The organism is Massilia sp. P2_C2 (assembly GCF_056404615.1).
The window spans coordinates 1-12834 of the sequence record NZ_JBFUDR010000014.1; the positions used below are offsets into that span (position 1 = coordinate 1).

Genomic DNA, 12834 nt, shown 5'->3' on the forward strand with positions numbered 1-12834 from the left:
CCACCCTACGGGTTGAATGATCGAGCCGTAGGGTGGGCACCCCGTGCCCACCATTTGTTTGATGATCCGCCCCCAAAAAAAAGCGCGCCGGCTCACGCACGGCGCGCTTTTTACATATGAATCGCAGGATTATTTCTGCGACAGCACCCACTTGACCAGCGTATGCGCTTCCGCTTCGTTGATCTGCGGATTGGCCGGCATCGGGACCGGACCCCAGACACCCGAGCCACCCTTCATGACCTTGGTGACCAGCTTGCCTTCGGCATCTTTCTGGCCAGCGTATTTGGCGGCGACATCTTTATAAGCCGGGCCGACCAGCTTGCTTTGCAYGGAGTGGCAAGCCATGCAATTCTTCGACTTCGCCAGCGCGGCAGCGTCCTGCGCGAATGCGCCGGTCGAGGCCAGGGCAGAAACTGCAACAAACAACAACATGGAACGTTTCATCAGCTATTCTCCAGTGAGGGACTTTTCTATGTTTTTTATTCTATCGTGTTTCTCCGCCCGGAACGGCGGGGATATATTCAGTAACGGATGATACAGATTGTCGTTGACCGGATGGCAGGTTTCCGTTGTTTCCCGGCACTTCTGTTGTAAGATTGCCGGGTAGAAAGGAATACCGTATGCCACTGATCCTCCTGATCCTCGCCCTTGTCATCCTGCGCTACTTCGAGGTATGGCGCTTCGCCGACCTGTCCTGGTGGTGGATCGTCGGCCTGATGGTGGTGGCTTTCATCTGGTTCGAGTTCATCGAAAAGATGCTCGGACTCGACAAGCGCAAGGCCCACGACCTCAACGAGAAGCGACGCAAGGAACGCGTCAAGGAGAGCTTCGACAAGCGCAAATAATGCGCCCGGAGCTTAGATGTTCCTCGMACGTATAGTGATCAGCCAAAATTCGGGGTCAGAGCACTTTTTTGTGCAATAGCGTAAGCGCACTTTTCGACTAGCGCCCCTCGTCGTATGGCCGCGGCGAGGAGGCGGTGCAGTCGAGCACTCATGACTTGCAACCGTCCCGTGATCGTAGGGACCTCAGTCAAGAACAATTGTGCGAAAAAGTGCTCTGACCCCGAATTTTGGTCACGAAATTTTAGCCGGTGACGGCGCCCTTGCTCGCCGGCTGCGCCAGCGCCGCGAACTTCGCGAGCACGCCACGCGTGTAGCGCGGTGCCGGCCGCACCCACGCCGCGCGCCGCCGGGCGATTTCCTCGTCGGGCACGTTCAGCTGGATCAGCTGCTGGTGGGCGTCGATGGTGATCGAATCGCCTTCCTGCACGAGCGCGATCGTGCCGCCCTCGTAGGCTTCCGGTGCCACGTGGCCGACGACCATGCCCCAGGTACCGCCCGAGAATCTGCCGTCCGTGATCAGTCCGACGGATTCGCCGAGTCCCTTGCCGATCAGCGCCGCCGTCGGCGCCAGCATCTCCGGCATGCCGGGGCCGCCGCGCGGGCCCAGGTAGCGCAGCACGAGCACGTCGCCCGGGTTGATCTGGTTGGCGAGGATCGTGTCCATCGCGCTGTACTCGTCGTCGAACACGCGCGCCGGTCCCGTGATCACGGGATTCTTCAGGCCCGTGATCTTGGCCACGCAACCCTCCGGCGACAGATTCCCCCTCAGGATCGCCAGATGCCCCTCCTGGTACAGCGCACGGTCGAGCGGGCGGATGACGTCCTGCCCTTCAGGCGGCGCGGACGGCACGTCCTTCAGTTCCTCGGCCAGGGTGCGGCCCGTGATCGTGATGCAGTCGCCGTGCAGCAGCCCCGCGTCCAGCAGCAGTTTCATGACCTGCGGGATGCCGCCCGCGCGGTGCAGGTCGGTCGCGACGTATTCGCCCGACGGCTTCAGGTTGCAGATCACGGGCACCTTCCTGCGCACGCGCTCGAAGTCGTCGATCGTCCACGCGACGTCCGCCGCATGCGCGATGGCGAGGTAGTGCAGTACGGCGTTCGTCGAGCCGCCGGTCGCCATGATCAGCGCGACGGCATTCTCGATGGACCGTCTCGTGATGATGTCGCGCGGCTTCAGGTCGCGCTTGACGGCTTCCACGAGCACGCGCGCCGACTCCGCCGCCGACGCCGTTTTTTCGTCGTCCGGATTGGCCATCGTCGACGAGTACAGCAGCGACATGCCGAGCGCCTCGAACGACGACGACATCGTGTTCGCCGTGTACATGCCGCCGCACGACCCGGACGACGGACACGCGTTGCGCTCGATGCCGTCGAAGTCTTCCTGGCTCATGCGCCCCGCCGTGAATTCGCCCACGGCCTCGAAGGCCGACACGATCGTGAGGTCCTTGCCCTTCCAGTGCCCCGGCCTGATGGTGCCGCCGTAGACATAGATGCCGGGGACGTTCGTGCGCGCCAGCGCGATCATCCCGCCGGGCATGTTCTTGTCGCAGCCGCCGATCACGACGACGCCATCCATCCACTGGCCGTTGACGCAGGTCTCGATGCAGTCGGCGATGACCTCGCGCGAGATCAGCGAAAACTTCATGCCCTCGGTGCCCATCGACATGCCGTCGGAAATGGTCGGCGTGCCGAATACCTGCGGATTCGCGCCCGCCGCGCGCACCGTCTCGATGGCGGCGTCGGCCAGTTTCTGCAGCCCGGCATTGCAGGGCGTGATCGTGGAATGGCCGTTGGCGATGCCGATCATCGGCTTGTCGAAGTCTTCCTGCCGGTAGCCCATCGCGTAGTACATCGAGCGGTTCGGGCTGCGGGCGACGCCTTCGGTCACATGGCGGGAACGGCGGTTGTAGCGCGCTGGATCGGACATGGTCGGCTCCTGCTTTGACGGTTTCCCAGCATGCCGTGCGGACCGGTCCGCGTCAAATGGGCGCGCATGCGTGCTTCTGATATGCTGCGCGAATCACAGATATGCCATTCATACGATGAACCTTGAATTACGTCAGTTGCGCTACTTCGTCACCGTGGCCGAGGAATTGCACTTCGGCCGCGCCGCCGCGCGTCTGCACATGACGCAGCCGCCGCTGTCGCAGGCGATCGCCGCGCTGGAGGACGGCCTCGGCACCGCGCTGTTCCTGCGCAACCGACGCACCGTCGCGCTGACGCCGGCCGGCAGCGCCCTGCTGCCCGAAGCCCGCCGCATCCTCTCCGAGGCTGCCCTGCTGCCCGAGCTGGCGCGGCGCGCCGCGAGCGGCGAGGCGGGACGGCTGGCGCTCGCGTTCATCACGTCGGCCGATTACAGCGTACTGCCGCCTTTCCTGCGCCGCTACAGCGAGCGCTATCCGGGCGTGCAGCTCGCGCTGCAGGAAGCGACGTCGGACGTGCAGGTCGACGAGCTGCTGCGCGGGCGCATCGACGCGGGCCTGCTGATTCCCCCGCTGCCCGACCGCGCGCGCGCCGGGCTCGACTACATGAAGGTGCTGGACGAGCCGCTGATCCTGTGTGCGCCCACGGGCCTCCTGCGCAGGAAAGGCGTCGTGCGTCTGCGCGACCTGCCGTCGCTGCCGTTGATCATCTTCCCGCGCGAGATTTCGCCGGCGCTGCACGACGCCATCCTGTCGTGCTTCCGCGCCGCCGGCATCACGCCCGCCATCGGCCAGCAGGCGATCCAGATGCAGACCATCGTCAGCCTCGTCTCCGCGGGCATGGGGTTGGCACTTGTGCCACAATCCGTGTCGAACCTGATGCGCCCGGGCGTAGAATACCGTGCCCTCGCCGATCCGACCCCGCTGGTCGAGACCGGCATCGCATGGCGCCGCGATAATGCTTCGCCGGTGCTCAAGGGCTTCCTGGAACTACTGAGGACTATTTAAATATGCTCGTTCATCCGCAACCGAACCCGGTCGCCTTCAGCATCGGCCCCGTCGACATCCACTGGTACGGGATCATGTACGTGGTCGCGTTCGCACTCTTTATCATCCTGGGGCGCGTACGCATCAAGACCCAGGCGCACGTCCAGGCCCAGGGCTGGACTTACACCGACCTCGACGACATGCTGTTCTACGGGATGCTGGGCGTGGTGATCGGCGGGCGCCTCGGCGAAGTGCTGTTCTATCGCCCGGACTATTACTTCTCGCATCCGGCCGAGATCTTCATGACGTGGCATGGCGGTATGTCGTACCACGGCGGCTTCATCGGGGTGCTGATCGCGATGGCGCTGTGGGCACGCAAGCGTGGCCGCAACCTGCTGGACGTGTACGACTTCATCGCGCCGATGGTCCCGATCGGCTACGCGTGCGGCCGCCTCGGTAATTTCATCAACGCGGAGCTGCCGGGTCGCCTGGCCGACCCGAGCCTGCCGTGGGCGATGCTGTGGCCGGGCGTCGAGGGTCCGCGCCATCCGTCGCCGCTGTACCAGATGCTGGTCGACGGCATCCTCGTATTCGTGATCATGTGGCTGTTCGCGCGCAAGCCGCGTCCCCGTCTGGCGGTGGGTGCGCTGTACACGCTGCTGTACGGCTGCGCGCGCTTCTTCACGGAGTACTTCCGCGTGCCGGACTGGGAGACGCATGTGATGGGGTTGCCGATCACGTCGGGGCAGGTGTTGTCGCTGCCGATGATCGTGGCCGGCATCATCATGCTCGGGTGGGCGTATTCGGGCGCGAACAAGCGGACCGTGCACGCGTGATGTAAACGGTCCACCGGCGTAACGCGTGGGCACGGGGTGCCCACCTACGATCATCGAACCGCGTAGGGTGGGCACCCCGTGCCCACCATGCCGTCACGCGACGCTCATTAACTCCAACACCTTGTCCCACTGCCCCTGCGTCACCGGCGAGATGGACAACCGGCTGCCCTTCTGCAGCAGCACCATGTCTTCCAGCTCCGGCACCCCACGCATGTCGGTCAGCGGCAGATAACGCCCCTCCGCCACCGCCGTTACGTCGACGGAAATCCAGCGCGGCTGCTCGCGCGTGGCCTTCGGATCGAAATAGTGACTCGCCGGGTCGAACTGCGACGCATCCGGATACGCTCCACTGGCCACGCGAGCGATGCCCGCCACGCCCGGCACCGCGCAGCTGGAGTGGTAGAACAGCACGCCGTCCCCGACCTGCATCTGGTCGCGCATGAAGTTGCGGGCCTGGTAGTTGCGCACGCCGAACCAGGCGACCGTCCTGCCGGGCGCGGCAAGCACGTCGGCGAAGCTCACTTCGTCGGGTTCGGATTTCATCAGCCAGTAACGCATGCGCGGGACTCCCTCGACACGAAAGCACAAATAAAAAAGCGGCTGCGCACGTATCGTACGCAGCCGCTTCGGAATATATCCCCGCCTGTGCCGTTTTTGCCGGCATCCCGAACCTGAACGGCTCAAGGTGGTCGCAGTCAGTTCAATTTCGGGTTCGTCGGACTAGCGACGATCGCGCCCACCAAACATGTCCCACAACCTATGCGAAAGAATGGTTCAAGGAATATATGGCAAATCTCGAACACCGCAGGGTAGACGGCAGTTTACTACGATGAACCGGTATGTCAAACGTTTTTGGTCTCACGCCAGGTTTTCCTTGGGCGACAGGGCGGCATCCAACACCGTGTGCATGGCGTCCAGTTTCTGCTTGACTTCGAGGATCGTCAGGTCCGACAGCGGACCTTGCGGCGCCTTCACGGACAGGAATTCGGCCGCCACCGACAGCGCCGCCATGACGGCGATGCGGTCCGTGCCCTTGACCTTGCCGGAATCGCGCAGCGCGCACATTTTTCCGTCGAGGTAGGCCACCGCTTCGCGCAGGGTCCGTTCTTCGCCGTCGCGGCAGGCCAGGCGATACGGCTGGCCCATGATGTTCACGTCGAGCTGGATCATTGCGCGGCCTCGGCGTCGTCAATGGTTTCGGGAGCGGGTTCGAGATGCGCCAGCAAGGCTTCCACACGCTGCTGGGCCGCGATCAGCCGGTTCTTGAAGTCGACGTTTTCCGCGCTGAGCAAGGCATTCGCCTGACGCAGCAGATAGTTCTCGCTGCGCAGCGCCTGGGTCAACTGGGCGAGCCGGTCGATCTTATCGGAGAGGTCTTGGAATTCGGAAATCATCCATTACTATAGGATCGACTTGAAATTTTCGTCAACAGGCGCGCACTCGCGTGCGCGACCGCCCTCCGATCGTGCGCCGCCCCGCACTGGATCGGTGCTAGGCTCATATGCTTATGCGTTCACCAACCGCTGCCCGGCCACCCGGGCCGCGCGTCTCCGCATTGCGCCAGGTCGGCCAATCTGATTGCGAAGCCGCAAAAAAGTCCGTCAAAAGCCGAACATTGTGGCTTGAAATGCCAAATTATCGTCCCTATAATTAGCACTCGTTAGTAGAGAGTGCTAACAAACCTTTCTACCCCGCAGCGAGCCGGTCCTGTATTGACCCGCTGTGGATACTGGATTGCCTGTCAAATCAACTACAAGGAGTTTTGCATGAACCTTCGCCCATTGCACGATCGCGTGATCGTGAAGCGTCTCGACCAGGAAACCAAGACTGCATCCGGCCTGATCATCCCCGATGCGGCGGCCGAGAAGCCGGACCAAGGTGAAGTGCTGGCCGTCGGCAACGGCAAAGTGCAAGAGAACGGCAACGTCCGTCCGCTGGAAGTGAAAGTCGGCGACCGCGTCCTGTTCGGCAAGTACTCGGGCCAGAGCGTCAAGGTCAACGGCGAAGAGCTGCTGGTCATGCGCGAAGAAGACATCATGGCCGTCGTGGCCCAGTAATTCAGTCCAAACAGAATACGGAGAAATAAGATATGGCAGCTAAAGATGTAGTGTTCGGCGACGTAGCACGCGCCAAGATGGTCGAGGGTGTCAACATCCTGGCCAACGCAGTCAAAGTCACCCTGGGCCCGAAAGGCCGCAACGTCGTGCTCGAGCGTTCGTTCGGCGCCCCGACCGTCACCAAGGACGGCGTCTCGGTCGCCAAAGAGATCGAACTGAAAGACAAGCTCATGAACATGGGCGCGCAGATGGTCAAGGAAGTCGCATCGAAGACCAGCGACAACGCCGGTGACGGCACCACCACCGCGACCGTGCTGGCACAAGCCATCGTGCGCGAAGGCATGAAGTTCGTTGCCGCCGGCATGAACCCGATGGACCTGAAGCGCGGCATCGACAAGGCCGTCGCCGCCACCGTCGAAGAACTGAAGAAGATCGCCAAGCCGACCACCACTTCGAAAGAGATCGCACAAGTCGGTACCATCTCGGCCAACTCGGATTCGTCCGTCGGCGAGCGCATCGCTGAAGCGATGGAAAAAGTCGGCAAGGAAGGCGTCATCACCGTCGAAGACGGCAAGTCGCTGAACGACGAGCTGGACATCGTGGAAGGCATGCAGTTCGACCGCGGCTACCTGTCGCCGTACTTCATCAACAACCCGGACAAGCAGGTTGCCGTTCACGAGAACCCGTTCGTCCTGCTGTGCGACAAGAAGATCTCGAACATCCGTGACCTGCTGCCGGTGCTGGAGCAAGTCGCCAAGGCCGGCCGTCCGCTGGTCATCGTCGCCGAAGACATCGAAGGCGAAGCGCTGGCGACCCTGGTCGTCAACAACATCCGCGGCATCCTGAAGACCGTCGCCGTCAAGGCTCCGGGCTTCGGCGACCGTCGCAAGGCCATGCTGGAAGACATCGCCATCCTGACCGGTGGCCAGGTCATCGCCGAAGAAGTCGGCCTGACCCTGGAAAAGGTCACGCTGAACGAACTGGGCCAGGCCAAGCGCATCGAAGTCGGCAAGGAAAACACCATCATCATCGATGGCGCCGGTGCCGCCGAAGCGATCGAAGCGCGCGTCAAGCAGATCCGCATCCAGATCGAAGAAGCGACCTCGGACTACGACCGTGAAAAACTGCAGGAGCGCGTGGCCAAGCTGGCCGGCGGTGTTGCCGTGATCCGCGTCGGTGCCGCGACCGAAGTCGAAATGAAAGAGAAGAAAGCACGCGTGGAAGACGCGCTGCACGCCACCCGCGCTGCCGTCGAAGAAGGCATCGTCCCGGGCGGCGGCGTGGCCCTGCTGCGTGCCCGTGCCGCGCTGAACATCAAGGGTGACAACCCCGACCAGGAAGCCGGCATCAAGATCGTCCTGCGCGCGATGGAAGAGCCGCTGCGCATGATCGTCCAGAACGCCGGCGAAGAGCCGTCGGTCGTCGTCGCCGCCGTCATCAACGGCCAGGGCAACTACGGCTACAACGCCGCCAACGGCACCTATGGCGACATGGTCGAACAAGGCGTGCTGGACCCGGCCAAGGTCACCCGCTCGGCACTGCAGAACGCAGCGTCGATCGCCGGCCTGATGCTGACCACCGACTGCATGGTCTCCGAGATCGCCGAAGACAAGCCGGCAGCCGGCGGCCACGGCATGGGCGGCATGGGCGGCATGGGCATGGACGGCATGATGTAATTGCCGGCAAGCCTGGTACCGGCCCCGCCGGTACCGCTTTCCACGAAAGCCCGCAGGGTTCGCGCCCTGCGGGCTTTTTGTTTGCGCGTCAAGCGTGCGAGCCCGTGTGCGCAGGCGCTGCATACTGGCGGCATCCATTCGAAGCGGAGGCGGTATGTCAGCAGTCAACCTGGACGAACTCGAACACGCGGCCCTCGTCGTCGAAGATGGCGAGGGCGGCGCGCGCGCCCTCGTCGCGCGCGCGACGGGCATGATCCACCTGCTCAACGACGACTACATGGACGAGGAAGCGCCGCTGCCGGCCGATGGCGGCGATACGGACAACGATGAGGACTATGTCGCCGTGCCGCCCGCGAGCACGCTCGGCATCGGCGACCAGCTGGTGTTCCGCTTCGTCGCCGCGCACCTGGCGGGCGACCAGGCCCAGGTCACCGAGCTGGTGCGCGCCAACGATACGGACGGCTTCACGCGCCTGCTGGACGAACGCGGCGCGGCCGAGGACTGGCAGCGCTTCCGCACTGAGCAGACCCACACCGCGCTGCGCCGCTGGTGCGACGAGCACGGATTGCAGGCGCGCGGCTGAGATGGTGGGCACGGGGTGCCCACCCTACCTGTGTACGATGCCGTAGGGTGGGCACGGGGTGCCCACCAAATGCCGGACGTCATCGGTCAAGTTGCCGGGCGACACCAGTTGGTTTAGACTGGTTTTTTGTCTCTATCGAGCCCCCATGTCCGCACGTCCCGTCCGCCTGCTGGGCGCCATCTCCCTGACCCTGTGCGCGCTGGCCGCCTGCAAGGACGAAAAACCGGCGCCGCAGCCGAAGCCGGCTGTCGTGCAGGCCCCGGCGGCGCCCACGCGCACGCGCGAACAGGCCATGGCCGCACTGATGGCCTTGCCGGAACTGAAGACGTGGTCGGAACAGATCGAAAAGCGCTCGCACGGCGCGGCCCACGGCGCCGTCATCGAGGACGACCCGAACCCGCGCATCATCGACGGCAGGAAGTATTACCAGTTGAGCTTCGTGGAAGACCGCAAGCAGAACGTACACCGCCGCGCCAGCTTCCTCGTGGCGCAGCAGGGTGACGACATCCTCGTCGAGGATGCGGAAACGGCTACCGTGCAGTCGCTGGCCGAATGGCGGCGGAATATCCGTAAGGTGGAATTGAAGTCCGGTTGATCGGGCACAAGCCGGATTGATTTGGGACGTCTATCGTGGACGCTGCCGCTGACCGTGCAGCGTCATCGCTCATGCGGATGAGCGATGACGCCACTCCTCCCCCGGTCGGCGGCGCCTGTCACCCACCGCTAACGTCACGCGTGGGCACGTTTCATTTGGGGCCCCCGGCCCCAAATGCCCACCCTACGTCTCGAGGTCGTAGGGTGTGGGCACCCCGTGCCCACCATTCGCTCGCATCAGGAATCCAGGTGCGAAATGAGCGTCCTGCGCCCTYCCCCTTCGCCTTCCGCCGTGGCCGGCGGCAACGCCCGCGCATGATGCACGTCGACGGAGATGCCCACCGCCATGATGTCGATGAGCAGCAGTTGCAGGATGCGCGAAATCATCGCGAGGAAATGGGTACTGTCCTCGGCATGGTCCACGGCGAGCAGCACGTCCGCGCGGCGCGCGAGCGGCGACTGGCTGTTGCAGATGGCGATGACGTCGGCACCGGCCTCGCGCGCGGCATCGACGGCCGCCAGCAGGTCCGGCAGACGGCCCGAGTTCGAGATCGCGATGACGACGTCGCCCGGCCCCAGCAGCTCGGCCGCCAGTTTGAACAGGTGCGAATCGCCATACAGCGCCGTCGGGATGCGGAAGCGGAAGAACTTGTGCTGGCCGTCGAGGGCGACGACGCGCGAATTGCCCAGCGCGTGGAACTCCACCCGTTTTGCCCGGCTCACCAGTTCGATCGCACGGTCGATGGCGCGCACGTCCAGCTGGTCGCGGAACTGCAGGATCGCCGAGATCGTGTTGTCGATGACCTTCGCCGACAGATCGTGCGTGCTGTCGCTGCCGCGCACCTGGCTGTGGCGCACGGGGATCGAGCCCGTCAGGCTGCTCGCGAACTTCAGCTTGAAATCGGCGAGGCCGAGGAAGCCCAGCGAGCGGCAGAAGCGGATCACGGTCGGCTGGCTCACGTCGGCCAGCTTCGCGATACCGGCGATCGGCTCGTTCAGCACGAGGCGCGGCTGTTCCAGCACCAGGCTTGCCACGCGCTGCTCGGCCGGCGTCAGTTCCGGCCGCAGCTTGTGGACGCGGTCCATCAGCGTATTGCCGCCGCTGCGTCCGCGCAGGTGCTCGGACAGGATGTTCGCGACGCCGTCGAACGCCACGTGCGGCGTCGAGATCACGTAGGTCGGGATGTCGGACAGGTAGCTGGAGAAGCGCCCCTTGGCCTCGAAGCGCGTGCGGAACGGCGACGTCCTGAACCACTCGCCCAGGCGCGGCACGATGCCGCCGCCGATGAAGATGCCGCCGAACGCACCGAGCGTCACCGCCAGGTTCGCGGCCGCGCCGCCCAGCATCCCGCAAAAGCATTCCAGCACTTCCAGGCACAGCGGATCGTGGTCGTCCATGGCTGCGGCGATGATCTCGGCCGACGTGCGCGCCGGCGCCTCCACGCCGCTCCGCCCGGCCAGCGCACGGTGGATGATCTCCATGCCGGGGCCGGAGATCAGGCGCTCGTTCGACACGTGGCTCCATTCGCGCCATGCGGTCTGCAGGATGGCGAATTCGCGCTCGTCGCTGGGCGCGAAGTTGACGTGGCCGCCCTCGCTGCCGAGCGTGACAAAGCCATCGACGGTCGGGATGCCGCCAGAGACGCCAAGGCCCGTGCCCGGTCCGAGCACGCCCAGCACGGCGCCCGGCACCGGCTTGCCCGGTCCGACCTGCATCAGGTCCGATTCCTTCAGGCCCGGGATCGCCATCGCCAGCGCCGTGAAGTCGTTGACGATCAACAGCRTGTCCAGGCCMAGTTCGCGCCGCACGGCGTCCGTGGAAAATTCCCACGGCCGGTTCGTCATGCGCACATAGTCGCCGTCGACGGGGTTCGCGAGCGCCAGCGCGCCGTGGTGCAGGCGCGTGTCCGCATGCTCGTCGAGGTAGAAACGCAGCATCGGGACGATACCGCTGAAATCGTCGCACTTCAGTACCCGCACCGAGCGGTAGGTGCCGGGCGCGGTCTGCAGTGCGAAGCGGGCGTGGGTCGCGCCGATGTCGGCCAGCAGGCGCGGGCCATCGGCGAACGCCGTTCTTGTGTTTTCCGGTTGCTCTTCCATTATGCGATTGTACCGAACCACGCGCCGTGTGGCGGCAGCGTGACCGTCGTACCGCTCACTTCACCCGACAGGCCGTGGCCTTCCAGCGTCCGTGCGCCCTGCACCTCCGGCCAGTCGAACGTCAGCGGCGCATTGGTCACGTTGAACACGGCCAGCACGGATGGGTGGCCGTCGAGGTCGCGGCGCAGCGCCAGCGCCTGTTCCGGCACGTCGAAGAACACGATCTCGCCGCGCGTCAGCTGCGGCAGGGTGCGGCGCCACCGGATGATATTGCGCGCGAAGTTCAGCGGCGATTGCGGATCCTTGTCCTGGCCTTCCCCGGCCAGGGCCACGTGCTCGGGCGGCACCGGCAGCCATGGCGTGTCCGTCGTGAAGCCGGCGTTCGGCGACTCGCCCGTCCAGGGCATCGGCGTGCGGCAGCCGTCGCGGCCGTTGAACTCGGGCCAGAACGTGATGCCGTACGGGTCCTGCAGCAGTTCGTACGGGACGTCCGCTTCCGGCAGCGCCAGCTCGTCGCCCTGGTACAGGCACGGCGTGCCTTTCAAGGACTGCTGCAGCGCCAGCACGAGCTTCGAGAGAGCTGCACACCGGGCCGGGGTCCATGCGCCGTCGGACCAGCGCGTGGCGACACGGATCGAGTCGTGGTTACACACGGACCACGATGCCCAGCCATCCTTCACGCGTGCATTGAATTCCTCGACCTGGCGGCGGATGTGGTGGCTGGAGAACTGCGGCGTGAGCAGGTTGAAGCTGTAGGCCATGTGCAGCTTGTCGCCGCCGGACGTGTAGTCGGCCATCACGGCCAGCGAATCGTCCGCGCCCACTTCGCCGATCGCCACCGCGCCGTATTCATCCAGCAACTTGCGCAGCCTTTGCAGGAACGCGATGTTTTCCGGCTGCGTCTTGTCGTGGACGTGGGCCTGCATGCCGTAGGGGTTCACGTCGGTGACGGTCGCCGTGTCGCGCACGAGCGCCGGCGGATTGCTGCGCAGTTCACGATCATGGAAGTGGAAGTTGCACGCGTCCATGCGTACGCCGTCGACGCCGCGTTCGAACCAGAAGCGCAGCGAATCCAGGTGGGCCTGCTGGACTTCCGGGCGATGGAAATTCACCTGCGGCTGGCTCATGAGGAAGTGTGCATGTAGTACTGCTTGCGGCGGCTGCCCCACTGCCATGCCGGGCCGCCGAACACGGACAGCCAGTTGTTGGGCGGGTTGGCGTCCAGCGGACACCC

At 64.6% G+C, this 12834-nt stretch carries 13 protein-coding genes, 1 other RNA gene and 1 pseudogene; 7 read left to right on the forward strand and 8 right to left on the reverse strand.

Going from position 1 to position 12834, the window contains the following annotated elements; genetic code table 11:
- Window positions 1–129: 129 nt before the first annotated feature.
- Window positions 130–444, reverse strand: a complete 315-nt coding sequence (locus AC1DYX_RS03110) for a c-type cytochrome (RefSeq protein WP_477256158.1) — start codon at window positions 442–444, stop codon at window positions 130–132.
- A 176-nt stretch (window positions 445–620) separates the two neighbouring features.
- On the opposite strand from AC1DYX_RS03110, the gene AC1DYX_RS03115 reads away from it, so the two are divergent.
- On the forward strand, window positions 621–845 hold the full coding sequence (locus AC1DYX_RS03115; protein WP_477256161.1) for a TIGR04438 family Trp-rich protein: 225 nt from the start codon (window positions 621–623) through the stop codon (window positions 843–845).
- A gap of 241 nt (window positions 846–1086) precedes the next feature.
- Here the strand turns inward: AC1DYX_RS03115 and ilvD are convergent, their stop codons facing one another.
- Window positions 1087–2772, reverse strand: a complete 1686-nt coding sequence (gene ilvD, locus AC1DYX_RS03120) for a dihydroxy-acid dehydratase (protein ID WP_477256163.1) — start codon at window positions 2770–2772, stop codon at window positions 1087–1089.
- Between the two features lie 115 nt (window positions 2773–2887).
- Here ilvD and AC1DYX_RS03125 point away from each other — a divergent pair, with 115 nt between their 5' ends.
- Both AC1DYX_RS03125 and lgt read left to right on the forward strand, forming a co-directional pair.
- On the forward strand, window positions 2888–3775 hold the full coding sequence (locus AC1DYX_RS03125) for a LysR family transcriptional regulator (protein ID WP_477256165.1): 888 nt from the start codon (window positions 2888–2890) through the stop codon (window positions 3773–3775).
- 2 nt (window positions 3776–3777) lie between these two features.
- A complete protein-coding gene (gene lgt / locus AC1DYX_RS03130; protein WP_477256167.1) occupies window positions 3778–4590 on the forward strand; it encodes a prolipoprotein diacylglyceryl transferase in 813 nt (270 codons plus the stop codon).
- Between the two features lie 93 nt (window positions 4591–4683).
- On the opposite strand, the gene AC1DYX_RS03135 is transcribed toward lgt, so the two are convergent.
- From AC1DYX_RS03135 to AC1DYX_RS03150, 4 genes are all read right to left on the reverse strand, one after another.
- A complete protein-coding gene (locus AC1DYX_RS03135; RefSeq protein ID WP_477256170.1) occupies window positions 4684–5148 on the reverse strand; it encodes an EVE domain-containing protein in 465 nt (154 codons plus the stop codon).
- 74 nt (window positions 5149–5222) lie between these two features.
- Window positions 5223–5404: non-coding RNA, 6S RNA (gene ssrS, locus AC1DYX_RS03140), on the reverse strand.
- Window positions 5405–5448: 44 nt separating this feature from the next.
- A complete protein-coding gene (locus tag AC1DYX_RS03145; protein WP_477256172.1) occupies window positions 5449–5760 on the reverse strand; it encodes a cell division protein ZapA in 312 nt (103 codons plus the stop codon).
- The gene (locus AC1DYX_RS03150) at window positions 5757–5984 is read right to left on the reverse strand and encodes a hypothetical protein (protein WP_258848967.1); all 228 of its coding nucleotides are present in this window, start codon (window positions 5982–5984) and stop codon (window positions 5757–5759) included. The genes AC1DYX_RS03145 and AC1DYX_RS03150 overlap by 4 nt, the downstream gene beginning before the upstream one ends.
- Window positions 5985–6356: 372 nt before the next feature.
- On the opposite strand from AC1DYX_RS03150, the gene groES reads away from it, so the two are divergent.
- The 4 genes from groES to AC1DYX_RS03170 all read left to right on the forward strand — a co-directional run bounded on the left by groES (window position 6357) and on the right by AC1DYX_RS03170 (window position 9501).
- On the forward strand, window positions 6357–6647 hold the full coding sequence (gene groES, locus AC1DYX_RS03155; RefSeq protein WP_036232227.1) for a co-chaperone GroES: 291 nt from the start codon (window positions 6357–6359) through the stop codon (window positions 6645–6647).
- Window positions 6648–6679: 32 nt separating this feature from the next.
- Window positions 6680–8323 carry a chaperonin GroEL gene (groL, locus tag AC1DYX_RS03160; protein ID WP_477256175.1) on the forward strand — a complete coding sequence of 548 codons (1644 nt, stop codon included), beginning with the start codon at window positions 6680–6682 and terminating at the stop codon, window positions 8321–8323.
- Between the two features lie 154 nt (window positions 8324–8477).
- Complete coding sequence (locus tag AC1DYX_RS03165) at window positions 8478–8906, forward strand: hypothetical protein (RefSeq protein WP_477256177.1); 429 nt, start codon at window positions 8478–8480, stop codon at window positions 8904–8906.
- A 145-nt stretch (window positions 8907–9051) separates the two neighbouring features.
- Window positions 9052–9501: a hypothetical protein gene (locus AC1DYX_RS03170; RefSeq protein ID WP_477256179.1), complete on the forward strand. Its 450-nt coding sequence runs from the start codon at window positions 9052–9054 to the stop codon at window positions 9499–9501.
- A 236-nt stretch (window positions 9502–9737) separates the two neighbouring features.
- Here the strand turns inward: AC1DYX_RS03170 and glk are convergent, their stop codons facing one another.
- Window positions 9738–11600: a glucokinase gene (glk, locus tag AC1DYX_RS03175; RefSeq protein ID WP_477256181.1), complete on the reverse strand. Its 1863-nt coding sequence runs from the start codon at window positions 11598–11600 to the stop codon at window positions 9738–9740.
- Window positions 11600–12822: pseudogene (locus AC1DYX_RS03180) on the reverse strand (alpha-amylase family glycosyl hydrolase); the annotation flags it as partial. The pseudogene AC1DYX_RS03180 and the gene glk, both read right to left, overlap by 1 nt.
- Between the last annotated feature and the right edge of the window lie 12 nt (window positions 12823–12834).